The following is a 25089-nucleotide window of genomic DNA, read 5'->3' as shown; positions in this document are numbered from 1 at the left end:
CGGCGGCCGTTACCGCCACACTCGCCGCCCGCCGGTCACCGCGAGCCGCCACGGGAGGACGAACGCGAGCCCGACCGCGGCGTTAACCAGCAGGAACGACGGGGGCGCACCGCCTGGAAAGAACGACGACGCGCGGATAGCGCCCCCGAGCACGGTCGCGGCGAGCCACGCGACGCCGACCACCGCGACCGTCCGTCCGAACGACTCGAGCGCCCGGCGGCGGTACGCACCAAGCGGCGGGGCGACGGTCGCCCACGCGAGCACGAACGGCGTCGCCGTCCGGAGGGTGTGCGCCGGGTACGCCCACGGCTCGATGCCGTGGGTGAACAGACCGAAGGCGAGGAAGGCCGTGACGACGACCGCGTCGGCGACGGCGAGGGCGACGACTGACGGTTCAGCGGCGATTCGGCCGACCGGGTTCGGACGCAGGCGAGATTCGATCATGGCTCTCGAGCGGCGACCACCGCGTGCAACCGGCAGCGACGGGGGAACGACGGCCCTCGCTACAGGAGGCCGCGGTGACGTTCGTTCGAACCGACGGCGACCAGTGACGGGACTCCTTCCCCGAACGTGTTCCGGTCGGCTGACGCGGCGTCGGTGGGCCCTCGAACGAAGCGGACGCAGCGTCGGCGGACCCCTCGAGTGGAGGCGGCTACGGCTTGTCGAGGTGCTCGAGCAGCAGTTCCGACAGCTGTCCGGGCACTTCGTGGGGTACCCAGTGGCTCACGTCCGGTAGCATCTCGAGGCGGCCGTTCGGGCAGAACGACGCGCTATCGACCGCCAGCGAGGGGAGCAGCGCCGTGTCGTCCTCGCCCCAGACGACGAGCGTCGGCGCGTCGACCCGATCGGTCGGCCGAGCCGGCGGATACCGCGCGGCTGCCCGATACCAGTTGAGCATCCCCGTCAGCGCGCCGTCTCGTCGCCAGGCACGGCGGTAGTGAGCCAGTTCCTCGTCGGAAAACGTTCCCGGCGCAGCCGTCTCTCGAAGGGCCCGCTCGAGGACCCGGTAGTCGCCGTACCGGCAGACGAACTCGGGGAGCCGCGGTACCTGGAACCAGCCGGCGTACCAGCTCCGGCGCAGTTGTTCGGGGCTCGCGACGAGCTGTCGAAGATAGGCGGTCGGATGCGGCGCGTTGACGACCGCGAGCCGATCGACGCGCTCGGGCGCCCGACGCGCGAGGTCCCAAGCGACCATCCCGCCCCAGTCGTGACCGACGATATGTGCGCTGTCGCGATCCTCGGACGCTATCAGCTCGACGATGTCCTGCGAACGTTCGCGGGTTCGATACGCCTTGGTTCCGTCGGGTTTCTCGCTTCGATTGTACCCCCGCTGATCGGGCACGAGTACCCGATATCCGGCCGCGACGAGCGGCTCGAACTGGGCCCGCCAGCCGTACCAGAATTCGGGAAAGCCGTGGAGAAGGACGACCAGCGGAGCTTCGTCGTCGCCGGCGGTGACGACGTGCAGTCGGACACCGTTGACGGACCGCTCGACCGACGACGCGTCGATCCCTGCGGGGAGCGGCGGCTCGAGTGCCCCGGTAGTGGCCGTGTGGCCCGTCACGTCCAGACCCGGAGGCAGTCCGTCGAGCAGAAGTGGAGGTCGACCCGCTCGTCGCCGGGTTCGACGTGGGTCGTCAGGGTGTACGCCACTTCGTCGGCCTGGCAGTTGTCGCAGTTCATACTCGTGCGGAGTGTTCCGAGGTGTTTGAGTATGATCTCGTTATCCGACCGCGGTCTCGGTTAGTGATACGTTGGGTTCGGATAACTTCGTCTTGACGTGACTGTTTCCGCAGCCGCAACTGGGCGTGGGCAATCGGATCGGTTCGCAGTATCGAGGCGGGGCACGGAAGTCGATCTCAGGTGGGTACGGCCTCTCCGACCGCGGGAAGGACTGCAGAGTCGACTTGCAGCCACTACGACCGATGCCGGACGTGGCACTTCGGGAAACCGGTATCGGTCGACGGGGCCAACGGGTCCGGTCGACGATCCCGATGGGCCGCGCCGTCCGCGTAGCCGTATCGAAACCCTTACTCTCCGGAGGCCGGTGCGAACAGGTATGAGCGACGACGCCGTTAGTCCCGAGGAGGTCCGCCACGTCGCGGAGCTGGCCCGCGTCGACCTCGACGACGACGAGGTCGACCGGTTCACCGGGCAGTTCGCGGACATCCTCGCGTACTTCGAGACCCTAGACGAGGTGCCGGAAGTCGACCGCGAGGCTGACCTCGCGAACGTGATGCGCCCCGACGAGGAACGCCCCTCGCTCGAGCACGCCGAGGCGCTCCGGAACGCGCCGGAAACCGAGGACGGCTACTTCAAAGGACCGAACGTCTCCTGATCATGTCGGACGATATTTTCATCACCGAAACGAGGATCGAGGGTGCCGACGATGGCCCGCTGTCCGGAACGACCGTCGCGGTCAAGGACAACATCTCCACCGAGGGCGTCCGGACGACCTGCGGGTCGAAGATGCTCGAGGACTACGTCCCGCCCTACGACGCGACGGTCGTCGAGCGCCTCACGGAGGCCGGCGCGACGATCGTCGGCAAGGCCAACATGGACGAGTTCGGGATGGGCACGACCACCGAGACCTCTTACTTCGGTGCCACGGACAACCCGGCCGCGCCGGGCCACGTTCCCGGCGGCTCCTCGGGCGGGTCGGCGGCCGCCGTCGCGGCCGGTGAGGCCGACCTCGCGCTGGGCTCCGACACCGGCGGCTCGGTCCGCTGTCCAGCCGCCTTCTGTGGCGTCGTCGGCATCAAGCCCACCTACGGACTGGTCTCGCGGTACGGCCTCGTCGCCTACGGCAATAGCCTCGAGCAGATTGGCCCCTTCGGCGAGACCGTCGAAGACGCGGCTCGGCTGCTCGACGTGATCGCCGGGAGCGACGAGCGCGACGCGACCACGCGTGAGACGCCGTTGGAAGACGGCGAGCGCTACGCCGACGCCGCCACCGGCGACGTGGACGGGCTCTCGATCGGCGTCCCCACGGAACTGCTCGAGGGGGCCGACGAGGGCGTCGTCGAGACGTTCTGGGACGCGCTTGGCGAGCTCGAGGACCGGGGCGCGGAGTACCACGAGGTCTCGCTGCCGTCGGTCGAACACGCCGTCGAAGCCTACTACGTGATCGCGATGTCGGAGGCCTCCTCGAATCTCGCGCGGTTCGACGGCGTCCGCTACGGCCAGTCGGGTGGCTACGACGGCAACTGGAACGAGGCGTTCGCGAAAGCGCGCGAGGAAGGCTTCGGCGACGAGGTCAAACGCCGGATCCTCCTCGGAACGTACGCACTCTCGGCGGGCTACCACGACAAGTACTACAAGAAGGCTCAGGATGCCCGCGCGTGGGTCAAACAGGACTTCGACGAGGCGCTGTCAGAAGCCGACGTGCTCGCCAGTCCGACGATGCCGGCACCCCCGTTCGAACTCGGCGAGAGTTTAGACGATCCGCTCCAGCTCTACCTCGCCGACGCGAATACGGTGCCGGTCAACCTCGCCGATCTGCCCGCGATCTCGGTACCGGCCGGCGAAACCGACGGCCTCCCCGTCGGCCTCCAGCTCGTCGGCCCTGCCTTCGGCGAGGAGCGGCTGATCCGAGCCGCGAGCGCGCTCGCCTGACGGTCGCCGAGGGACGGATAGGTTTTTATACACGTCTGCCAACAGTACCCATACCGAACAGCTAGCTCGGGGAGACTCTCATGAAGATCGCACAGGACCAGGAAGTCGAATTCGACGAATTCTCGAGGGCGTGTGACCTCGTCGAGGGGTATTTCGACGACACGATCGACGACGTCGCGCTGCATGCACCCGTTTCGCGACGACAGCTCGTCGCCGTCCTCGCTCGCGCACAGCTCTCCGGCCGCCAGCTCGCGATCGACGGGCTGACCGAGAACGGTGAAGTCGTCTACCAGTCCAACGACGAAACCCTGCTCTGGCTCGACGGTGGCTTCTGGACCGACATGCGGGGCCGCCACCACCTAGAGCCCGACGAGGGCCGGGCCGCACGCGAAGTCCACCGGCGGCTCATCGAAGCGATCGACGGCGACGTGTCCTACTACAACCGCGAGCGCGACCCGTTCGTCCTCATCGAGCAGTTCGATCCCTACCAGTAGCTCGCGTCACCGATCCGTTGGTTCCGCGGACGGTAGCCCGTTCCGACACCACGCGAGCGATTTGCCGGACCGCCGGTAGCCGTGGCGTATTCAGGTCCGACGCTTTTCTGTCAGCGAACATATATTCGAGTCGTGTCCGGCGCTCCCGTCCCCGAAGAGATCTTCAATCGTGCGGTAGAGGAAGGCGAACGACGGCTCGAGCAGTCACTGCTCGAGCTCGTTTCGACGAGCTTCATCGCGGGCTTTACGATCGTCTTCGGCATCGCCGCGCTGGGCGTCGTCGACGCGCTGGTCGAACCGCGGTTCGGCGCCGTCGCGCATATCGCGGGCGCACTCGCCTTCGGCGTCGGCGTCGTCTTCCTGGTCGTCGGGCGGACGGAACTGTTCAACGAGAACTTCTTCGATCCGGCCGCGAAGGTGGTCGATCGGGACGGGTCGTGGCTGCTCTGGCCGCTCGTTCGCCTGTGGACCGTCACGCTCGTCTTCAACCTCGTTGGCGGCTTTCTCTTCGCGCTGGTCTTCGCCGTCGACGGCGTCCTTCCCGCAGGGTCGGCCCACGCGCTGGGACGGAGCGCGGAGGAAATCGTTCACCGACCGATGACGGCGGTGTTCGCGAGCGCCATCGTCGGAGGCGCGCTCGTGAGCCTGCTGTCGTTCCTGCTGGAAGGCGTCAATACCGTCGGTAGCCGCATTACGCTGGCGTACATCGTCGGTTTCCTGCTGGCGCTCGGCCCCTTCGATCACGTGATCGTTACCGCGATCCACGTCTTCTTCGGGATGCTCTTCGATCCGGTGATCGGCTACCGGACCCTGCTCGAGACGATCGCGGTCGCGACTGCGGGGAACTTCGTCGGCGGGCTGGGGCTGGTCACGTTCACGCACGTCGCCCAGGTGCGGGGTGCACGGAATTCGGACGACGGGGGCGAATCGTAACCGGCCGCTTCGAGCGGTCGGCTACTCCTCGTACGCGAGGTTCATGATCCACTGCGAAAAGGCGTCGCTGTTGGGGTCGACCTCTTCCTCGCCGATAAACGGCGAGAGCATGTCGCCGGCCATCAACAGCCTGAAATCGAGGTCGCGGGCGGTCGGCGTGATGTAGTAGGTGTTGTGTCCGTCGTAGATCGTCTCCTCCCGGTCGACGAGTTCCTTCTCGACGAGGGACTCGACGATCCGGCTGCCCTTACGCGAGGAGACGTCCAGTTCCTTCCAGAAGTCGCTCTGGTGGATCCCGCCGGACTCGCGGACGAGCTCGAGACCGGCGCGCTCGTCCTCGGTGAGTTCGGCTTCGGCCGCGGAGACGCTCACGTCCACCACCTCGTCGTGCGCGTCGCTACAGGCAGGAGTGCGTCCATATCCATACAAGACGGAGCGAACCGCTTAAATGTGCCCTTCCCCGTCGACCGCCGAACCGTCGCCCTCGACCCCGTCCGCAGCGTCGACATCGGGGCTGACCCCAACCCCATCCTCGGCCGCGACCGACACCGCCTCGTAGTTCGTTCGACAGGGCGGCCCCGGTGCGAAGGCGTAGCGCCGCGTTTCGGGACCGAGCGCGATCAGCGACGACGAGCGGGTACCGAACCCGCTTCGGTGGATGCAGACGCCGTACTCGTGGTCGCCGAGTACGTCGCCCGCCCGCTCGAGCCACTCCGTCACCGTCTCGCCTGATTTCGCCTCGAGAGCGGTTCGGACCGCTCGCGCGTTCGCCGCCTGCTTTCGTCCCGCCTCCGGTCGGATCGACGGCACGTCGACCGCGTCGTCGACCGCGACGTTGACGACGACGTGGACGCCGGGGTCGAACTCGGTCCGAGAAAGTGTTCCGTCCCACGCGTAGCAGAACGCGTCGGTCGCGTCGGCGACGACGAGGTAGAAGCCGTCGTACTCGTCGGTCTCGACCGCGTCTTCGATGCTCGCCGCCGCGTCGGCTGCGGACGCCGCCTCGAGAACGTCGGCGACGAGCAGGCCTCGCGAGCGCTCGCCGGCCAACTCGGCGTCGGTCCACTTGTTCGTGATACCCGCGAAGACGCCGTTTTCGTTGTAGCCGATCCACGTACCGCCGGCTTCGGCGTCCTGGGGCGCGACGATCAGCGGATCGTCGTCGAAGACCGCAGGCGGCGTCGAGTCCCGCCCGAGCGCCTCGTCACGGTTGGCGGCGACCGCGACCGGCGCGTCGTCGAACACCTGCCAGGCGAGGGTGAGCGTACACACGATTCGCGGTAGGGACGCCAGCGTCTTAACTTCCGTTCCGGCGGCAATCCGTTTCGATTCTGCCCCCGTCGTGGACCGTTCCGCTGCGTGTGGTAACCGCTCTGTATCGGGTTTCGAGACAAAGGATATTTGCGTGTTTAGTAGCGGGATTGGAGACACGTCTGATGGTGACTCACGACTCAGTGAGTAGCAACGGGACGCGGCCGACTGACTTCGGTACAGCCGGCAGTATCGGGTGGGGAAAACGATGAACGCGAGCGAACTCTTCGGACTCGAGGAGGCGTCGCGGGCGGAACGAGCCCTCTTCGTCGTGACGATGGGCGTAATGCTCGCGCTCGGCGCGGTCGGATTTCTGCGTCCGTCGGCGCTGAGCAGCGCGCTCACCGGCGCGAAGGGGTGGATACTCACCTACTTCGGCTGGTGGTTCATCCTCCTCGGATTCGTCCTGCTCGTCGCAGTCTTCGCCTTCACGATCTCGCGGTACGGCCGACTCCGAATCGGCGGCCCCGACGCCGAACCGGAGTTCGACCTGTTCTCGTGGCTGGCGATGGTGTTTACCGTCGGCTTCGGCGCCTCGGTGCTCATCTGGGGCGTCGCGGAACCGGTGTCGATCGCCCAGCATCCGCCACCGGATCCGGCCCCCGTCCAGGGCGCGTCCGTCGAGTCGATGGCGCTGGCGTTCATGTTCATCCACGAGGTGTTCCCGGGGCTGGCGATGTGGTATCTCCCCGTCGCGATCGCCTTCGGGATCGTGGTCTACACCGACGGCGTCGGCGACTACAAGATCAGTTCGATGCTCGCCGGCGTCGTCGACGAAGATCGCATCCCCGGCCTCTACTGGCTGGTCGACCTGGCGGCGCTCGTCGCCACGATCGGCGGCATCTCGACGACGCTCGGGTTCAGTGCGCAGACGATGTCGGCGATCCTCGGGCGGGTGTTCGGACTCGACGCGACGGTGCTGACGTACGCGGTGTTCGCTCTCATCGGCGTCGTGTTCCTCGCCGACGTCTGGCTCGGCCTTCGAAAGGGAATCCGTAACGCGGCCCGCGCGACAGTGGTGCTCATCGGCGTCGCGATGGCCCTGCTCGTGGTGGTCGGCCCGAGCCTCTACATGCTCGAGCTGAGTCTGGACGCCACCGGCGTCTGGCTCAGCGAGATGTTCCGCCTGACGCTGTACACCGCACCGGGGGGCGACGGCAACTGGGCCGCCAACTGGACCGGCTTCTGGTGGGCCTGGTGGGCCGCCTGGAGCATCTTCGTCGGGAGCTTCGTCGCCCGCGTCTCGAAGGGACGAACCATCCGAGAGCTGTTCGCCGTGCTCGTCGTGGTCCCGACGGTGTTCACCTGGATACAACACGGACTCATCGGCGGCTGGGTCCTCGCGCCGGGCTTTCAGGAACCGGTCGCCGAGGCGATGGCGTCGGCGGGGAAGCCCGCGGCGATCGCGAAGGCGCTCCAGATCACCCCGTTCGGAACGGTGCTCGCTGTGCTGTTCGTCTTCATCATCGCCGGTTACATCATCACGTCGCTCGACTCGGCGGTGTTCATGATCTCCGCCATCACGCTCGGCGACGAGAACCCGAACCCGCGAAACCGCGCGTGGTGGGGCGCGCTGCTCGCGCTCTTCGGGATGATGTCCCTTCGCCTCGAGGAGTTCAGCGCCATCGAGTCGCTCTCGGTGACGATGGCGCTCCCGTTCTCGCTGTTCCTGCTGCTCGTCCTGTACGGGAGTTACGCCGTCGCCCGGGACTACGTCCGCGAAGACGAGGACGAGACGTCCCGGCCGAACCCCCAGACGCCCCGTCCGAAGCCGGCCTCTCACAGCGTGACCGACGACGATTGAGCGACGCCGGGTCGGCCTGGAGGTCGGGCCAGCGACCGAGCTCACGACGAATCGGTCACGTCGGCCCCGCCCGAAATTAGCCGCTCTCGAACGGCCTCGCGGTCGACGGTCCCCGACGCCGTCCGGGGGAGCTCGTCGTCGAATCCGATCGTCTTCGGTCGCTTGAATCCGGCGAGCCGGTCGTCGCAGTGGGCGAGCAGGGATCGGGGCTCGAGAGCCGAGTCGCTCCCGAACTCGGGAACGACCAGCGCCGCGACGCGCTCGCCCCACTCCTCGTCGTCGAGGCCAACGACCGCGGCCTCCTCGACGCGGGGGTGTGACCGGAGCGCCGCGATCACCTCGCCGGGGTCGACGTTCTCGCCGCCGGTGACGATGCGATCGCTGCGACGGTTGAGGATCCACAGCCGGCCGTCGGCGTCCCGGTAGCCGATGTCACCCGTATGCAGGCCGCACTCGCCGAACGCCGACTCGGTGTGCTCGTTGTCGAGGTAGCCCGGCGTCACCGTCGGCCCCGAAACGACGAGTTCGCCCTGCTCACCGGACTCGAGCGCCGTCCCGGTCTCGTCGACGACGGACACATCGGTGAACAGCAGCGGCTGACCGACGGTTCCCTCGTGGGTGGCGGTCTCGGCCGGCGTCGCCGTCGCGATCTGGGACGCGGTTTCGGTCATGCCGTAGGTCGGATGGACCGGTACGCTCCGCTCCCGGCAGCGCTCGAGCAGCTCGTCCGAGGCCGGCGCGCCGCCCAGCAGGACGAACCGCAGCGCGTCGGCCGGCTTCCAGCCGGCGTCGAGCAGCCGCTTGCACATCGTCGGAACGAGCGAGACGCCGGTGATCCGGTACTCGGAGAGCACCCGCGCGGTCGACTCGGAGTCGAACTCGCGCTGAATAACGACCGGAGTCCCGTAGAGCACGGATCGAAGGACGGGTGCCAAACCGCCCATGTGGTACATCGGGAGACAGCAGAGCCACCGGTCGTCGGGGCCGACACCGAGTCTGAACGCGGAGGCAGTCGCGCTCGCGACGAGGTTCCCCACCGTCAGCCGGACGCCCTTCGGCTCGCCGGACGTGCCAGAGGTGAACATGATCAGTTGCGTCTCGTCGCGCTCGAGGGCGACCGGTTCCACCGCTCGAGAGCCGGAGTCGAATTCGGAATCGGCCCGTTCGGCGTCGGCCGACGGGAACGGTGCTCGAACGCGATCGCTCCGCGGTTCGTCGACTGAACAGACGCCGATCGACCGGTGAGCGGCTTCGGCCGCCAGTTCGAGCGCCGTCTCCTCCGTCGCCCGCTCGCAGACGATCGCGGCGAGGTCGGTTCGCTCGACCTTCGCAGCGAGTTCGCCGACCGTCTCCCGGACGTTCAGCGGGACGACGGTCGTCCCGGTCCGCATCGCGGCGAAAAAGAGGGTCGCGAAGGCCGATCTGGTGTCCATCAGGACGCCGATCCGCTCGCCGCCGGCACCCTCGCGTCCGTCGAGGAGGGGCTCGAGGCCCGCCGCGGCGCGGTCGACCCGGCGATCGAGTTCCCGGACGGTCCACTCGGTCTCCGTGGCGATATCGATCAGCGCCGTCCGATCCGGCGTCGCCGCGACGCGGTGGGCGACGAGATCGCGTGTCGGCCAGTCGATCGGCCCGGTCATCGCTCGTCCCACACGTCCGAGACGCCGAGTCCCTTCGCCTGCGGCACGACCGCCGACCCCTTCTCGAGTAAGACGGGGTCCCGACCGAGGTCTGTCGCGAGGAGATCGCCCGTCGCGAGCCCGCAGGCCGGCACGTCCGGGATCGCCGCCGCGAGGTGTACCGCCCCGGTACGGGCGACGACGCCGTCGATGGTCGTCGTCACCAGCGGCGTGATGTCGAGTTCGGTCAGCCACGCGGCGACCTTCCGAGCCACGTCGATCCCGCCCAGCGCCATCGGTTTGAGAACGACGACGTCCGCCGCGCCGGCTTCGCAGATCGCGTCGACGCCGTGCTCGAGCAGCCCCTCGTCGAGCGCGATGTCGACGCCCTCGCTCTGTGCCCGGAGGTCGGCGTGGCCCTGGAGCGCGCCCGCGGGCAGCGGCTGTTCGAGGATCGAGACGCCGTGCTCGGCGAACCCCTCGAGTGCGCACTCGGCCTCCTCGTAGGTCCACGCCTCGTTGGCGTCGACTCGGAGTTCGACGCCGGAACCGACGGCCTCGCGAACGCGCCGGACGCGTTCGATGTCCTCCTCGACCCTCCGGAGGCCGGCCTTCAGTTTGCAGCAGTCGAAACCGCGGTCGACGGCCGCGCGGGCTTCCGCGACGGTGTCGGTCGTCGATCCGTCGCTGATCGTCGCGTTGACCGGCACCCGGCCGACCATCGGTCCCTGACCGAGGTAGCGGTACAGCGGCGTCGCCTCGCGGGTCGCCTGCAGATCCGCCAGTGCCAGCGCTAGCGCGTGTCTGGCCGCGACCTGGCGATCGACGACCTCGAGCGCATCGCTCGGCCCGCCCGATTCGAGTGCATCGCGGGCGCGCTCGAGCGCGTCTTCACAGTCCGCGCGCGATTCCGTCCAGCCCTGCAGCGGCGTCGCCTCGCCGTAGCCGACGGGGGATTCGTCACCGGATCCGGCCGCAATTCCGTCCCCGTCCGTCCCTTCGTCGACTAACCGAACCAGAAAACCGTCGCGGGAGTCGATCGTTCCGTCGGCCGTCTCGAGCGGCTTCGCGAGGTCCAGCGAGAACGACCGGTACTCGAGGGAGAGGTCGTCGGTCGCGTTCATGGCACCACCAGCCCTCCGGCGAAACAGAGGGCATAGACCGCGAGCAGCTTACCGGTCTGCTCGAGCGCGGGGTTGAGCGCGTCGCCGTCCGTTCGCGTCCAGACCGTCCGCGAGATCATCGCTGCGTAGGGGAGGGTAACGAGCGGCAGCAGAACGCTGGGCCCGAATCCCGCGCCCAGCCAGAGCCAGACAGGGACGACGTAGGCGAGCGCGAGTAGAGCGGTATACTCGAGGCGGCTCGCCCGGTAGCCGAGCCGAACCGCGAGCGTGCGTTTCCCGGCCGCGGCGTCGGTCTCTGTGTCGCGGACGTTGTTCACCACGAGAATGGCCGTCGAGAGCCCGGCGACGGGCAGGCTCGCGGCGATCGCTTCGCGCGTGACCGTCCCCGTTGGGATCGTCGTCGACAGCGGCTCCGCGAGGACTGTCGCCGCCTGGACGTAGTAGGTCCCGGTCACGGCGACGAGCCCGAAGAAGACGAACACGAAGAGGTCGCCCAATCCGTGATAGCCCAGCGGGTAGGGGCCGCCGGTGTAGGCCCACCCGCAGAAGACGCTCACCAGCCCGACGACCAGGATCGGAACGCCCCCGACGTAGACGAGGTAGGTCCCGGTCAGGATCGCCAGGGCGAACGTCACCAGTGTCGCGAACTTGACCTGTTCGGGCGAGATGAGCCCCGACTGCGTGACGCGGGTAAAGCCCTCGCGGTCGTCGGTGTCGGCCCCCTTGACCGCGTCGTAGTAGTCGTTCGCGAAATTCGTCCCGATCTGGATTAGCGCCGCACCCACGAACGCCATCACCGCCGGCAATGGCGCGAACACCCCCTCGTGGGCTGCGAGCCCCGTCCCCACGATCACCGGGGCCGCAGCCGCGGGCAAGGTCTGCGGGCGGGCCGCCATCAGCCACGCCTTCGTCCGTGAGATTTCGACCTCGGCCGAACTCATGGCTCGAGTGTCCCACTCGAGAGAGTGTCAACGTTGGCATTGCGAGCCGCACGTCGTGTCCGAAATGGACAACGAGAACGCGGTCACCGTCCCTCGTCGATATCGTCGGGAACCGCCAGCTCGAGCGGTTCCATCTCGAAAAACGCCGTCTCGTACCCCTGATGGCGGGCCGTCTGCGGCGGCGACTCGACGACGATCCGCACCGAATCGCCCGCGCGAACGTCGGCGAGCGACAGCCCGTAGTGGAATCCGAGTTCGCCGTCGAGGGTCGCCTCGAGCCCTCGATTCGCTACCGTCGAGCCCTCGTGGGAGACGACCGCGCGCAGCGACGTATTCGCGAGTGGGACACGGTTGTACGGCGTCCGCGGCGAGACCAGCAGGTACCGGTCGTCACTGTCGGCCAGCCGCGACCCGGGCTCGAGCAGCGTCACGACGAACGCCGCGTCGCCGCTGGTCGGAAGGCCGTCCGCCGATCCCGCGTCGGCTGCCACGCTCGGCTCGACCAGCCGGGTCCCCGGATAGTCCGCCGCCGGCGGCAGCGCGGAGTACGGAATTCTCGCAGCCGGATTCCCGTCGCCGTCGGATCCATCGCCGGCGGCTCGCCCCTCCTGGCCGAGCATCGCCTCGAGCGCCCCCCGCTTCCCCCAGCGCTCGCGCACCAGGAGTTCGACGCCGTCGACGACGGCCTCGCGGAACGCCTCGTCGTAGGTAAACTCGAACGTCGCGGTCGCGCGGTCGGTGAACCGATTCTCGAAGGAGCCGGTTCGTCGCGTCCCCACCGGCGGCAGTTCGACCGTGGCGGCGTAGGTACCGTCGGCCGGGAGGGCGACGTTGTCGCCGAAGTGGACGCCCATCTCCTGTGAGAGCATCGGCCACGGCGATAGCGTCCGCCGCCACTCGTCGCCACCGTCGGTTCGCTCGAGCGTCACTCGAGGCCCGATATCGACGGGAACCACCGTCCCGGTCTCCGAGTCCCAGACGGTGCACATCAGGTGGACGCCCCGGCCCGCCTCGGGCTCGACGAGCTGGCGCTCGGCTCCGGTGACGATCCAGAACGGATGGGGGTACGTGAGCATCGGTGCCAGCCGGTAGTCGCCGGCGTCGATCGGCTCGAGGACGCGCATCGATTTGCGGTGACCAGGGAGGTAGACGGCCTGCGGCGGGTCGTCTATTCGAGGGATAGCCGATGTTCCCGTGACGCTCTCATCGCCCTCGGTGCCGGTCTCGCCGTCGTCACTCTCGTTGCGCTCGCCGCTCGGAGCGGCGCAGCCGGCGACGACTATCGCGCCCGAGAGCGCGGTCATCCGCCGGAGGGCCGTTCGTCGGTTCATGTCGGTGGTTCCGAAATCCGCCTCGAGGCGCGGTTCGGTCGCTCAGTAGTGCCAGGGGTAATCGTCGAAGTCGGGGTCGCGGCCCTCGACGAACGCGTCTCGTCCCTCTTTCGCTTCGTCGGTCATGTACCCCAGCCGCGTGGCCTCGCCGGCGAACACCTGCTGGCCGACCATGCCGTCGTCGGTCATGTTGAACGCGTACTTGAGCATCCGCATCGCCGTCGGGCTCTTGGAGTTGATCCGCCGGCCCCACTCGAGGGCGGTCTCCTCTAACTCCTCGTGGGGCACCGCTTCGTTGACCATGCCCATCTCCGCGGCCTCCTCGGCGTCGTAGGTCTTTCCGAGGAAGAACACCTCGCGGGCCTTCTTCTGGCCGATCTGCTTGGCGAGGTAGGCCGAGCCGAAGCCGGCGTCGTAGCTGGCCACGTCGGGGTCGGTCTGGAGGAATTTCGCGTGCTCTTCGCTCGCGAGTGTCAGGTCGCAGACGACGTGCAGCGAGTGGCCGCCGCCGACGGCCCAGCCCGGCACCACGCAGACGACCACCTTCGGGATGTGTCGGATCAGGCGCTGGACCTCGAGGATGTGCAGTCGCCCTTGTTCGGACGCGCGCTCTTCGTCGCCCTCGTACTGGTAGCCATCTTCGCCGCGGATCGTCTGATCACCGCCGGAACAGAACGCCCAGCCGCCGTCCTTCGTCGACGGGCCGTTCCCCGTAAGCAGGATACAGCCCACGTCGGTCTGGCGTTTGGCGTGATCCAGCGCGTCGTAGAGTTCGTCGACCGTTCCCGGCCGAAAGGCGTTGCGCACGTCGGGACGGTCGAACGCGATCCGGACCGTGCCCGAGTCGACCGCCCGGTGGTACGTAACGTCCCTGAACTCGTCGTTCAGTGCTGCGGGTTCCCACTGCTCGGCGTCGAAGAGTTCCGAAACCATTTGCTCGAGTGTCGTCGGCCGCGGCTGAAATAGATTCGCGTCTCGAGCGAGGCGGAGGCGACGGCAACCGACCTCTCGTCTTGCGCACAGCGTCGGTCAGGCGGGGGCCGCTTCGGTCCCGTCGTAACCGGTGAGCCGAACCCAGACCGCGAGCAGGCTCGGCAGGACGAGGACGCTCGCGAGGAACGCGTAGCCGATCGCGACGCCCGTAACGAAGCCAAAGCGCTGGAGCGACGGGACGAGTGCGAACACGAGGACCCCGAAGCCCGCCGCGGTCGTCGCGGCGCTGGCGAGCAACGCACCGCCGGTTCCGCGAACGGTCCGCCGGAGCGCCGCGATGCTATCGCCGCGGTACTCCTCGATGAACCGCTCGCCGATGTGAATGGCGTAGTCGACGCCGATCCCGATGCCGATCGCCGCGATGATGGCCGTCTCCGAAGTGAAGGGGATCCCCGCGAGGTACATCGTCCCGAACAGCCACGCCTGCGCGAGCACGACGGGCGCCAGCACGACCCCGCCGAGCGTCACCGTTCGATAGCGGAGCCAGAAGATCGCCGTCAGGAAGGCGATGATCACCCCGAACGTGATGAGGAACCCGTTTACCAGCGTCGAGAGCAGCCCTCGCTGGACGAGTTCCTCGATGATCGGTTGACCGGTCGCCGTCACCGTCAGCTCGGTCCCGCCCTCGATCGTCGTCGCGACCGCGCGCATCTCTTCGGTGACGGTCCCGGTGTCCGCCGAACCGGACAGCCCCACCGAGAGCCGGAGCGACCGGTATTCCCCGTCCTCGCGGTGGATCGTGGCCTCGGCCGCGGCGGGATCGGCCGCGTAGACGGCGTCGTAGATCGCGGTCAGGTTCTCGTCGGGAACCCCGTCGCCGTCCGTGTCGGCCTCGGCGACCATGGCGGCGACCGTCTCGTTGGTGGCCGCGACCGACTCGATCGTCTCGAGCGGCCCGGCCACCTGGAGCGTCCCGTCGGCCAGCACCACCGCCGAAGACGTGTTTCGCGAGTCCTCTCTGCCGGCCGCGACCCGCTCGAGCGTGTCGGGATCGGTAACCGGCCCTTCGATCAGGAACTCGGCGCGCGATCGATCGCGCGCCTGGGCGAAGTTCGCGTTGATGTACTCGGCGTTCGCCCGGAGCTCGTAGTCGCTCGGCTGGAACGATTCCGGCAACGAGTCCATCCAGGCCGGTGAATCCCGCGGGAGGAAGTCGGTCTGGTCGAGCGACGTATCGATGTCGGTCGCGGCGGCACCGCCCGCCGCGCTCAGGACGAGGGCGATGGCGATGACGACGTACGGCGCCCGCTCGGCGATGTCCGCACCGACACCGAGGAGGCGTCCCGCCGCGCCGCCGCGGCCGAACGCGCGCGTCCGTCGAGCGAATCCGAACCGCTCGAGCAGCCCGTCGACCTCGAGTTTCAGCGCCGGGAGCAGGAGGCCGAAGACGAGGAACGCCGCGCCGATGCCGACGGCGCTGACGATGCCGAACTCCCGAATCGACGCGAGCGGGCTGACAGCGTTCGAGAGGAAGCCCACGGCCGTCGTGAACGTGGCCGCGCCGATGGCGACGACGACGCCGGCGAGGCCGCGAGTCATCGCCTCTCGCAGCGACGCGTCGGGATCGTCGAGTTGAGCTTCCCGATACCGCATCACGACGTGGAGCGCGTAGTCGATCGAGAGCCCGATCAGCAGGAACGGGACGGCGATCAGGATCTGCGTGACGCCGATCCCGGCCCAGCCCATGAAGCCGGCCATCCACGCGAGGACGAGTCCGACGCCGAGCAGTCCGAGCACGACGTCGAAAACGTCGCGATAGGCGATCCCGAGCGCACCGAGGATCAGCAGGAGCGCGATCGGTGAAATGATCGCAAAGCTCTCTCCGGTCGCCTGCGTGCTCTCCTCGTCGACGATCCCGGCACCGAAGACGAAACTGTCGGACGAGATACCGTCGGCAGACAGCTCCTGCATCTCGAGTTGGGCGTCGACGACGGCCGGCGGGAGGTCGTCACCGGTCGCGTCGCTCGTCTCCTGAAACACGAACAGAACGCGCCCCGATGCGGTCGTCGACCCCGATTCGTAGTCGGTCGGCAACAGCGAGTAGGGGTCGACCGGTCCAGCGACGGTCGAGTCGGGTGCCAGCACCCGCTCGACGGTCGCCTCGACCTCGCTTTCCGACATCGACTCGAGTTGCGAGATCTGCGCGGACAGCGTGGGCGTCGCCGAACCGGGGCCAGCGCTCGCCTGCCCGCCACCGGTTTCGTTCCTGCCCTGCGATTGCCGGATCGCCGTCGTCGCGACGACGTTCGAGAGGCCGACCATCGACTGGCGCTCCCGCAACGTCGCGTTCACCTCGGAATCGTCCGCGACGGCCCGCTGAAACCGCAACGTCTCGAGGAGCGATTCCTTCGAGAGGACGTTGTCGCCCCTGACGACGACCTGGACGACGGTCGTGTTCTCACCCTCGGTCGTGAAGTTCTCCTGAATCGCGTCGTACTTTTCGGCCTCCGTCGAGTCGCTGTCGAAACCCGCGATCGACAGGCCCGAATCGACGCTTCCCGCCCCGCTTCCGACGACCAGCGTCAGCACCAGCACCACTGCGATGACGGTTTTGCTGTGGGCAGTCACGAACGCCGCGTACCGCTCGGCAGGGTTCATTACCGGTCCGTTCCGGGCCAGTGGACATAAGTGTTGTAGAATTCTACTAAATACGTATCGGCGGAAATCCCCGCTACTGATACCCCCGCCGGTCGAAGAGCCGACAGACCGAACCGAGGTTCCGATCCCGAGCTATCTATGAGCACACAAGACGCGGTCGCGGCGCTGAAACGACTCGGATTGCCGAACTATCAGGCGCGTGTTTTCGTCGCCCTTCAGCGACTCGGGACGGGGACCGCTCAGGAGGTCAGCGATGTCTCCGAAGTTCCCCGCTCGCAGGTCTACGGCGCGGCCGACGACCTCGTCGAGCGCGGCCTCGTCGAAGTCATCGAATCGTCACCGAAGCAGTATCGGCCGGTGAGTCTCGCCGCCGCTCGCGAACAGTTGACGAATCGCCTCGAGCGCGAACGGGAGCGCGCCTTCGACAACCTCGCCGAACTGCGAACGGAATCCCCCGGGCGGGAGGACGACGGCTCCGTCTCGACGCTTCGCGGCCGCCAGCCGATCGACGATCGGATCGCGGAACTGATCGGGACCGCCGACTCGAGCGTCGTGTTCGTCGCGCCCGAGGGAGACTCCCTGTCCGACCGGATCGAGGCGGCGCTTCGCGACCGGGCCACACAGGGAGTGTTCGTGACCGTCGTGACGGCCGAGGAATCGGAACGCGACCGCTTCGACGGTAGTTCGATCACCGTGATCGTGATGGACGAGGACAACCCGGCCGATTTCGCGGGGCGCGCGCTCATGGTAGACGAGGAGACGGTCCTGCTGTCGGTCGCGACCGACGACGAGACCGTCGACGAGGAAGCGATGTGGACCGCGGGCAGCAGTATCGGTCGCATTCTCGCGCAATTCATGCAGTCCGGGATCGAATCCGGCCGGGATCGGAATCCGTAACGCTGGCCGGCGGTCGGGGCCCGATTCACGAACATCCGTTTCGGCCGGATGCGTCTCACTTCTTCAGAAGCCAGAACGAACAGTATCGAAGGGCTGCCACCATTTCGGGACGCTCAGCCTCGAGCCCGTCGAAATCGGTCGATTCGCGTCGGCTGAATCGGTCGTCGTCGCCTACCGTGACTGCCGAATTTGCTATAGCACTCTATAGTTTATCTGTCGGTGATGCGTCTCAGTCTCGCTCGTACGTGTACTCGAGGTGACTGGTATCGGCGGCTGACAGTCGTCTAGCCCGAGTGATTTTTTACCCGGCCGTCCAACCGCCCACGCGATGGGCGAGACGTACTACGACGTGCTGGGGGTCGAGCGGGACGCGACCCAGGACGATATCGAGTCGGCCTACCGCGACCGCGTCCTCGAGACCCATCCGGACCACTCCGACGCCCCCGACGCAGCCGAGCAGTTCAAACGGGTCACTACCGCGCGGTCGGTCCTCACAGACGGCGCGGAACGGGCCCGCTACGACCGGCTCGGCCACGAGGCGTACGTCGGACTCGCCCAGGAATGGACGGCCGACGGTGACTCGAGCGGCGAAGACGACGCGGACGCATCGTCGTCGACGCCCAGTCGAGGAACCGGGGAAACGAACTCGACCGGTTCGGAAACTACTGGTACCGAGACCACAGATCGGACGCGCGAGCGAGCGAGGCAGGCACGGGACAGGTCCACAGACAGTAGCGATCCGGGACCCAGCCATCACGCTCGCCAGCGCGCTCGACGACAACACAGGCGGAAACAGCGGCGGGCGGCGGGTGAGTGGCCGTTCGGCGACGAGCGAGTCGCCGGTGGGACCTCGAGTTCGCAGCCGACAGGGGGAGCCGGCGAAACCGACCACTCGATCGGGGAGAGCGGCGACGGGTTTCAGTACTCGGTCCACGACTGGGACGGCGACGTGGACCTCGAGTGGGAAGGGACGCCGATCGATCGAACGACGGCGATCACGGTCGCGGCCATCGTGTTCTGCTATCCGCTGTTCGTCGGCGCGAGCCTCACGCCGCTGTTTTCGGTCCCCGTCAACGCCATCGTCGCCGCGTGTACCCTCGTGCTGGTCGGTTACTTGCTGACAATGCCACGGATCGCGATAGCCGTGTTCGGCGCCTGGAGCGTTCTCTTTCCGGTCGCGATCGTCGGTTTCTCGCTCGCCGAACCGGCGTCCCTGTCGGGGGTGCTCGCGCTCGCGTTCGCCTGGGTACCGCTCGGTTACGCCGTCGCGCTGTGGTGGACGTTGCGCCCGTGACCGTCGTGCCGTATCGGCAGTCGCTCGAGGCGGCGGACGCGAGCGATGCTGACGGATGAGACGTGACGGTGTCCGAACGACGACGCTACGGTGTCCGAACGACGACGCTACGGGCCGGTGTCGAATCGGACCCGCGACTCCCTTTTCGTACTACGACGAGTCATCGAGCACGCTCGCGACCGCGTCGTCGACTCGTTGCTCGAGGACCTCGCGCCGTCGGTGACTCTCGGCCGAGTCGAACTCGACGGCGAGAATCTGGGTGCCGGCCCGCTCGAGCGAGCGCCGATATGCAGCGTCGAACTCGGCCGTCTCGACGGACTCGAACTCGAGGTCGTAGAACGCCGCGAGGTCGTCGAACTCGAGGCCGTGAGGCGTCTTGAACTGGTCGGTAAAAGGTGGATTGAACGACTCGATCGGCAACTTGTGGAAGATGCCGCCGCCGTCGTTGTCGAGCAGGACGATCGTGGCATCGACATCACAGCGGTCGACGGCGAGCAGTCCGTTCGAGTCGTGGTAGAACGCCAGATCGCCGGTCACCAGCACGAGCGGATCGTCGGTCGCGCTGCCGGCCCCGAGTGCGGTGCTCGAGATGCCGTCGATACCGCTCGCGCCGCGGTTCGCGAGGACGGTGAGATCGGCGCTACGCGGCCGTCCGAATCGGTCGGCGTCCCGGATCGGCATGCTGTTCGAGACGAACACCGTCGCCGGGTCCGGCGCGTTCGAGAACACCGACGAGAGCACCGCCCCTTCGAACGGCGCCTCCTCGAGCGCGTCCGCGGTGACGGCCTCGTCGCGGACGGCCCAGTGACGGCGTTCGGCCGCGTCGAACCGGTCGCGCCACCCGTCGGCTGTCGTCGCTCGCGGGTGGGCATCGGCGCTCTCCGCATCGCCGTCGGCGAGCGCCTCGAGCAGCCCGTCGACGACGGCACCGGGATCCGCGGCCAGCAGGTCGGTCGCGGTGAACGTCGCCTCGCGCCACGCGCCCGCGGGGTCGATCAGGAACTGCCGGGCGTCGGCGTCCCGGAGCCAGTGGCTGAGCGGCTTCGAGGTGGGCGAGGCACCGAATCTGAGGACGACGTCCGGGTGCGGGAGCGCCGAGACGTAGGCGTCGTAGCCGCCGTAGATCGACCGCGAGGCGTCGCTTTTCGCTGGTTCCTCGTCTGCGTCCCCGCAGCCGACGTGCGGCCCGAACCGAAGCCCCGACAGCGGGTCCGCGAGGACCGGCGCGCCGAGCCGGTCTGCGAGCTCGGTCACGGCCGCCGGCTCGAGCGTCGAAAGCGCACCGGGATCCGCGGGCCCGGCGACGACCAGCGGTCGATCCGCGGTCTCGAGCGCGCGCAGAAGGGATCGGTGTTCGGCGTCGTCGAGCGTTCGCGTCCCGTCGGCGATTTGCACGAACGGCCCGTCTCGCCCCGCCCCGGCCGTCGATTCGGCGAACGAATCGGGTACGTCGTCGGGCACTTCGATCGGCTCGAGGGGCTTGCGAAACGGACAGTTCAGGTGGACGGGACCCGGCCGGACGCCGGTCGTTTCGGAGAGCGCACGCGCGGCGGTCGTCCGAAGGCTCCGCACCTTCCGCTCGTCGGGCTCGGGTTCGGGCAGTTCGGCGTACCACCGAACCGCGTCGCCGTAGAGTTTGACCTGGTCGACGGTCTGGTTCGCGCCGCTGTCCCGGAGTTCCGGCGGGCGGTCGGCGGTGAGAACCAGCAGCGGAACCCGTGCCTGATCGGCCTCCATCACGGCCGGATGGAAGTTCGCCGCCGCCGTCCCGGAGGTACAGACCAGCGCCGTCGGCTCGCCGGTCCGGCGGGCGCGACCGAGCGCGAAGTAGGCCGCGGAGCGCTCGTCGAGATGCGAGTAGACGTCGACCGCTGGATGCTCGGCGAACGCGACCGTCAGCGGCGTCGACCGGCTGCCGGGGGCGATACAGACGGCCTCGAGTCCGCTTTTCGCGAGTTCGTCGACGAGAACGCGACCCCACAGGGTCGCACGGTTCGGTGCGGTCATCTGAGTTCGTCCAGAATCGGTCGGAACTTCAGCTGTACTTCGTCCCACTCCTCGTCCGGGTCGCTGTCGGCGACGATTCCGTTGCCCGCAAAGAGCGTGACCGACCCGTCGGTCGCAACGCCCGACCGGATGCCCACCGCGAACTCGCCGTCGCCGGCGGCGTCGAACCACCCGATCGGCGCGGCGTACCACCCGCGGTCGAACGTCTCCGTGTCGCGGATCGTCTCCCAGGCCGCGTCCGGCGGCACACCGCCGACGGCGGGCGTGGGATGGAGCGCCTCGACGATCTCGAGGACGTGGCGATCGCCCTCGAGTAGCGCCTCGATCGGCGTCTGCAGGTGCTGGATCGTCGCCAACCGGCGGACCGTTCGCTCACGAATAGTGAGTTCGCGTGCGAGGGGGGCGAGTTGCTCCCGGATGGCGTCGACGACGAGCCCGTGCTCGTGTCCGAGCTTCGCGTCGGCCCGCATCCGCTCGGCGTACGCTTCGTCCTCGTCGGGGGTTTCACCGCGCGCCACCGAGCCGGCGAGCGCCTCCGTTTCGACCTGGTCACCGCGTTTCGATACCAGCCGTTCCGGGGGTGCGCCGAAGAACGTTCCGCCGTCCTCGTGGCCGACCAGGAACCGATAACAGTTCGGATACCGCCGGCCCAGCCGCTCGAGCGTCGCCGGCACGTCGACCGCTCCCTCGAGATCGACCGAGAGCGCCTGTGCGAGGACGACCTTCGTCAGGCTGCCGGCGTCGATCCGCTCGAGTGCGCGCTCGACCTGTCGGGTCCACTCCTCGGGCGAGGTCGTGCCGGTCGTCGAGCGGACCCCTGGAGTCGAGTCGCTCGCCTTCGGGTCGCCGTTCGATTCCGTCGTCGACGCCGTCAACCGCTCGTGCCAGCGCTCGAGGCGGTCCTCGGCGTCGTCCGCTCGGTCCGCGACGGTCGTCAGCCACGTGCCGTCGTCGGTTCTGCTGACCAGTACCCGCGGGATGACGAAAGACGCAGCGGGAAAGCCAGTCCACGGTCCTCCTGGATCGTGGCCGTCGTGAAACGAGAAGCCGCCGAAGGCCCGCGGACGGGCCTGTTCGGGGCCATCGTGTGCGAGCCCGGCGAACAGCCGACTCGCCTGCGTTCGAATCAGTTCGAATCGGTCGGGACCGGCCGCCCGAACGCGGGCGGCGACGCCCCGGCCGACAATCTCGACACCGTCGGGCGCGGCCCACTGGACGCGTGGCTCGGTGTCGTCCTCGAGAAGGGTCCTGACGGCGACGTGCTCGAGTTCGCGACTGCGACTGACCAGTTCGGCGGGTCGGCCCGCCGAGGACGTGCCGCCAGCAAGCCGACTCTCGCCCGACGATCGATCCATCGACCCCACGTCAGGACCGCCACGCCTTCAGCCTAACTATTCGCTGAACGGCAGCTAGCTATATCGCTCTTCTTCCCACGGGTTGGCCGTCCGGGAGTAGCCCCGCCGCTCCCAGTACCCCCGTTCGGACTCGGTGAGGAACTCGACGCCGTCGACCCACTTCGCGCCCTTGTAGGCGTACTTGTGAGGCGTGACCACCCGGAGCGGACCGCCGTGATCCTCGGGCAGGGGCTCGCCGTCGAACTCGTAGGCGAACAGGACTTCGTCGCGCAAGCAGTCCTCGAGCGGCAGGTCCGTCGTGTAGTCGTCCAGCGCTGAGAACATGACGTGGACCGCGTCGTCGTGGACCCCGGCGCGCTCGGCCAGTTCGGGGAACGGAACGCCCGTGAACTCGCAGTCGAACTTGCTCCAACCGGTGACGCAGTGGAAATCCTGTCGCTGGGTCACGCTGGGCAGGTCGCGGAACTCGTCCCACGAGAACGACAACTCCTCGTCGACTGCCCCGGTGACCGTAAACTCCCACGTGTCCGAGTCCCAGGACGGCGTCCCGCTTTTCGAGAGGACCGGAAACTCGGCGGTCTCGCGCTGTCCCGGCGGCAATCGCTCGTCACCGAACTCCCGATAGAGGTCCGTCACGTCCGTTGTCTCCATACGCGTTCCTACGCGCCGATCACCGTAGATGTGACGCCGTCGGCCGACGGGTATCGCTTCGGCGAGTTCGCGTCGGTTCATCACCTCGATACGCGTTCCGGCGTGGAAAGCAGAGATTAGGACGACTGCGTCGCTATCGAAACGGTCAGTTCGGTAGCGTATCGGGTAGTTTCCAGTGAAACCCTCGTCATCTCTTAGTACAGTCTCCCCGACTCTCCCGTTGCATGGCGAGCAGACAACAGCTAACGGAACGCGAAATCACTGAACAGGAACCAGAAGAGATGGGGGATCAGGCGATGGGCCCCGCGGTCGTCGCATCGGCCGCCTCGGTCGGCCTCTCGCTGTATTACTACTTCGTTCGCGGTGAACGCCAACTCGGAACGTTCGTCGGTCTCTGGCCCCCGACAATCCTCGCGTTCGCGAGTTACTTCAACCAGCGGAAGATCCGCAGGCAGCTCAACACGATCACCCAGCCCGGCACGACGCTGAAAAACGCGTTCGATTCGGTAATGGGTAATCGATAGGCAGACTGCGACCACGACGACGAATCCGCTCCGGGTCCTGCGCGGCGTTTCGGCCTTCGATTTTCGCACGACGGTCGCCGATTGTTTCGGTTGACTGAACGGTTCGTTGCGCTCCGTGTTGAGTCCCCGTCAAACCTAAATACCCCCTCGCCGAAAGCCGAATCAGATGCCGAAAGTAGAGATCACCATACCGGAACACCTCGAGATGCAGATCGCCCAGATGGTCGAGCGCGGCGAGTTCGTCAACCGCGAGGAGGCGATCGAGGATCTCCTTTCGACGGGGATCAAGGCCTACAAGACAAGCGGACCGATGGACGAGGAGGAGGGAGCCACCGGTGGCGGAACCGGCCTCGAAGACGACGGGATGATGGGCCACGACGACGAGTACGTCTTCTAACTTACACGCCGATCGTCAGGAGAGGGATTCCGAAGGCGACCGCCACGCCGACAAGGGCGACGAGTACGCCGATCAGTACCGCCCGCGACGAGAACTCGCTCATCGGTGCAGTCGTGCGCTCGGCCTCGAGATCGTGTCCGACGTCGGCTCCCGTATCGTCACCGTCGGCTGTCTCGGTGTCGTCTGCCATGCTCGTTCGTTTTCGACTCCCGCACTTAACACCACCTACACTGACTCGGTCACGCGGCCGGTGATGCCGGACGTGCGGCAGACACGGCCCGATCCAGACGCCTTTACTACCCGCGGTGCGAACCGTTCGATAGCAACCACATGGTACTGACAAAGCGAGTCATCCCGTGTATCGACGTGGATCTGGACGAAGACGGGAACCCGGCGGTCTACACCGGCGTCAATTTCGAGGATCTGAAATACACCGGCGATCCGGTCGAGATGGCCAAAGCGTACAATCGAGCGGGTGCCGACGAGTTCGTCTTCCTCGACATTACCGCCTCCGCAGACGGTCGTGAGACCATGCTCGACGTAGTCGAACGCGTCGCCGACGAGATCTTCATTCCCCTCACTGTGGGCGGCGGCATCCGCACCACCGAGGACATCAAGGAGACCCTCCGGGCCGGCGCGGACAAGGTCTCGATCACCACCGGCGCGCTCGAGCGCCCCGAACTCGTCAACGAGGGCGCGAAGGCCTTCGGCAGCCAGTGTATCGTCATCAGCGTCGACGCCCGGCGGCGCTTCGACGAGCAGGGCGAACACTTCGTCGAGGTAGACGGCGAGTCCTGCTGGTTCGAGTGCACGAAGAAGGGCGGCCGCGAGGGGACCGGCATCGACGTCCTCGAGTGGGCCGCCGAGGCCGAGGCCCGCGGCGCGGGCGAACTGTTCGTCAACTCGATCGACAAGGACGGGACGAAAGACGGCTACGACCTCCCGCTGACGAAGGCCGTCTGCGACACCGTCGATACGCCGGTAATCGCCTCCTCGGGCTGTGGCGGACCCGAGGACATGTACGACGTGTTCACCGAGGCCGGCGCCGACGCCGGTCTCGCGGCCTCGATCTTCCACTTCGACGAGTACTCGATCGAGGAGACGAAAGCGTACCTCGACGAGCACGGCGTGCCGGTCCGTCTCTGAGGCGCAGATACCGGCGGCTCGTTCTCCCGTTTCTGCCGGATCACACGGAGTTCCC

The 25089-nt window shown here is 67.5% G+C and carries 25 protein-coding genes; 10 read left to right on the top strand and 15 right to left on the bottom strand.

What is annotated here, in order from left to right:
• Positions 1–9: 9 nt before the first annotated feature.
• From NDO75_RS21125 to NDO75_RS21115, 3 genes are all read right to left on the bottom strand, one after another.
• On the bottom strand, positions 10–444 hold the full coding sequence (locus tag NDO75_RS21125; RefSeq protein ID WP_310908597.1) for a DUF3054 domain-containing protein: 435 nt from the start codon (positions 442–444) through the stop codon (positions 10–12).
• Positions 445–652: 208 nt separating this feature from the next.
• Complete coding sequence (locus NDO75_RS21120) at positions 653–1564, bottom strand: alpha/beta hydrolase (RefSeq protein ID WP_310908596.1); 912 nt, start codon at positions 1562–1564, stop codon at positions 653–655.
• Complete coding sequence (locus tag NDO75_RS21115; protein WP_310908595.1) at positions 1561–1683, bottom strand: hypothetical protein; 123 nt, start codon at positions 1681–1683, stop codon at positions 1561–1563. The genes NDO75_RS21120 and NDO75_RS21115 overlap by 4 nt, the downstream gene beginning before the upstream one ends.
• A gap of 376 nt (positions 1684–2059) precedes the next feature.
• Between NDO75_RS21115 and gatC the strand changes: the two genes are divergently transcribed.
• From gatC to NDO75_RS21095, 4 genes are all read left to right on the top strand, one after another.
• Positions 2060–2338, top strand: coding sequence for an Asp-tRNA(Asn)/Glu-tRNA(Gln) amidotransferase subunit GatC (gene gatC / locus NDO75_RS21110; RefSeq protein WP_310908594.1), 279 nt, complete (start codon positions 2060–2062; stop codon positions 2336–2338).
• 2 nt (positions 2339–2340) lie between these two features.
• On the top strand, positions 2341–3615 hold the full coding sequence (gene gatA, locus NDO75_RS21105; RefSeq protein ID WP_310908593.1) for an Asp-tRNA(Asn)/Glu-tRNA(Gln) amidotransferase subunit GatA: 1275 nt from the start codon (positions 2341–2343) through the stop codon (positions 3613–3615).
• Positions 3616–3695: 80 nt separating this feature from the next.
• Entirely contained in the window at positions 3696–4109 is a 414-nt protein-coding gene (locus tag NDO75_RS21100; RefSeq protein ID WP_310908592.1) for a hypothetical protein, read from the top strand.
• Between the two features lie 132 nt (positions 4110–4241).
• A complete protein-coding gene (locus tag NDO75_RS21095; RefSeq protein WP_310908591.1) occupies positions 4242–5042 on the top strand; it encodes a formate/nitrite transporter family protein in 801 nt (266 codons plus the stop codon).
• A 21-nt stretch (positions 5043–5063) separates the two neighbouring features.
• Here the strand turns inward: NDO75_RS21095 and NDO75_RS21090 are convergent, their stop codons facing one another.
• Complete coding sequence (locus NDO75_RS21090) at positions 5064–5414, bottom strand: MarR family transcriptional regulator (RefSeq protein ID WP_310908590.1); 351 nt, start codon at positions 5412–5414, stop codon at positions 5064–5066.
• Between the two features lie 72 nt (positions 5415–5486).
• A complete protein-coding gene (locus NDO75_RS21085; protein WP_310908589.1) occupies positions 5487–6314 on the bottom strand; it encodes an NRDE family protein in 828 nt (275 codons plus the stop codon).
• 247 nt (positions 6315–6561) lie between these two features.
• Between NDO75_RS21085 and NDO75_RS21080 the strand changes: the two genes are divergently transcribed.
• Complete coding sequence (locus NDO75_RS21080; RefSeq protein ID WP_310908588.1) at positions 6562–8157, top strand: BCCT family transporter; 1596 nt, start codon at positions 6562–6564, stop codon at positions 8155–8157.
• Between the two features lie 41 nt (positions 8158–8198).
• On the opposite strand, the gene NDO75_RS21075 is transcribed toward NDO75_RS21080, so the two are convergent.
• From NDO75_RS21075 to NDO75_RS21050, 6 genes are all read right to left on the bottom strand, one after another.
• Positions 8199–9797, bottom strand: coding sequence for a class I adenylate-forming enzyme family protein (locus NDO75_RS21075; RefSeq protein WP_310908587.1), 1599 nt, complete (start codon positions 9795–9797; stop codon positions 8199–8201).
• Entirely contained in the window at positions 9794–10900 is a 1107-nt protein-coding gene (locus NDO75_RS21070) for an o-succinylbenzoate synthase (RefSeq protein WP_310908586.1), read from the bottom strand. The genes NDO75_RS21075 and NDO75_RS21070 overlap by 4 nt, the downstream gene beginning before the upstream one ends.
• On the bottom strand, positions 10897–11841 hold the full coding sequence (locus NDO75_RS21065; protein ID WP_310908585.1) for a 1,4-dihydroxy-2-naphthoate polyprenyltransferase: 945 nt from the start codon (positions 11839–11841) through the stop codon (positions 10897–10899). The genes NDO75_RS21070 and NDO75_RS21065 overlap by 4 nt, the downstream gene beginning before the upstream one ends.
• An 83-nt stretch (positions 11842–11924) precedes the next feature.
• A complete protein-coding gene (locus tag NDO75_RS21060) occupies positions 11925–13172 on the bottom strand; it encodes a hypothetical protein (RefSeq protein WP_310908584.1) in 1248 nt (415 codons plus the stop codon).
• Between the two features lie 42 nt (positions 13173–13214).
• Entirely contained in the window at positions 13215–14105 is an 891-nt protein-coding gene (locus NDO75_RS21055) for a 1,4-dihydroxy-2-naphthoyl-CoA synthase (protein ID WP_310908583.1), read from the bottom strand.
• A 96-nt stretch (positions 14106–14201) separates the two neighbouring features.
• Positions 14202–16763, bottom strand: a complete 2562-nt coding sequence (locus NDO75_RS21050; RefSeq protein WP_310908582.1) for an MMPL family transporter — start codon at positions 16761–16763, stop codon at positions 14202–14204.
• 138 nt (positions 16764–16901) lie between these two features.
• On the opposite strand from NDO75_RS21050, the gene NDO75_RS21045 reads away from it, so the two are divergent.
• Entirely contained in the window at positions 16902–17660 is a 759-nt protein-coding gene (locus tag NDO75_RS21045; protein ID WP_310908581.1) for a helix-turn-helix domain-containing protein, read from the top strand.
• Positions 17661–17988: 328 nt separating this feature from the next.
• Complete coding sequence (locus NDO75_RS21040; protein ID WP_310908580.1) at positions 17989–18954, top strand: DnaJ domain-containing protein; 966 nt, start codon at positions 17989–17991, stop codon at positions 18952–18954.
• Positions 18955–19104: 150 nt separating this feature from the next.
• Here the strand turns inward: NDO75_RS21040 and menD are convergent, their stop codons facing one another.
• Genes menD through NDO75_RS21025 form a run of 3 tightly spaced genes read right to left on the bottom strand, consistent with a single transcriptional unit; the run spans position 19105 to position 22967 of the window.
• The gene (gene menD, locus NDO75_RS21035) at positions 19105–20961 is read right to left on the bottom strand and encodes a 2-succinyl-5-enolpyruvyl-6-hydroxy-3-cyclohexene-1-carboxylic-acid synthase (RefSeq protein ID WP_310908579.1); all 1857 of its coding nucleotides are present in this window, start codon (positions 20959–20961) and stop codon (positions 19105–19107) included.
• Positions 20958–22316, bottom strand: coding sequence for an isochorismate synthase (locus NDO75_RS21030; RefSeq protein WP_310908578.1), 1359 nt, complete (start codon positions 22314–22316; stop codon positions 20958–20960). The genes menD and NDO75_RS21030 overlap by 4 nt, the downstream gene beginning before the upstream one ends.
• Positions 22317–22370: 54 nt before the next feature.
• Positions 22371–22967, bottom strand: coding sequence for a sulfite oxidase-like oxidoreductase (locus tag NDO75_RS21025; protein ID WP_310908577.1), 597 nt, complete (start codon positions 22965–22967; stop codon positions 22371–22373).
• Positions 22968–23191: 224 nt separating this feature from the next.
• Here NDO75_RS21025 and NDO75_RS21020 point away from each other — a divergent pair, with 224 nt between their 5' ends.
• Together NDO75_RS21020 and NDO75_RS21015 are read left to right on the top strand one after the other, a co-directional pair.
• Positions 23192–23491: a hypothetical protein gene (locus NDO75_RS21020; protein ID WP_310908576.1), complete on the top strand. Its 300-nt coding sequence runs from the start codon at positions 23192–23194 to the stop codon at positions 23489–23491.
• Between the two features lie 166 nt (positions 23492–23657).
• Positions 23658–23888: a ribbon-helix-helix domain-containing protein gene (locus tag NDO75_RS21015; protein ID WP_007142632.1), complete on the top strand. Its 231-nt coding sequence runs from the start codon at positions 23658–23660 to the stop codon at positions 23886–23888.
• Between the two features lies 1 nt (position 23889).
• Here the strand turns inward: NDO75_RS21015 and NDO75_RS21010 are convergent, their stop codons facing one another.
• The gene (locus NDO75_RS21010) at positions 23890–24078 is read right to left on the bottom strand and encodes a hypothetical protein (RefSeq protein ID WP_310908575.1); all 189 of its coding nucleotides are present in this window, start codon (positions 24076–24078) and stop codon (positions 23890–23892) included.
• A 140-nt stretch (positions 24079–24218) separates the two neighbouring features.
• On the opposite strand from NDO75_RS21010, the gene hisF reads away from it, so the two are divergent.
• Positions 24219–25034 (top strand): imidazole glycerol phosphate synthase subunit HisF, encoded by an 816-nt coding sequence (gene hisF / locus NDO75_RS21005; RefSeq protein WP_310908574.1) that lies wholly within the window; start codon positions 24219–24221, stop codon positions 25032–25034.
• Positions 25035–25089: the final 55 nt, after the last annotated feature.

The organism is Natrinema sp. 1APR25-10V2, assembly GCF_031626495.1.
Lineage (GTDB): Archaea > Halobacteriota > Halobacteria > Halobacteriales > Natrialbaceae > Natrinema.
This window is presented reverse-complemented; position numbering and strand designations above follow the sequence as displayed.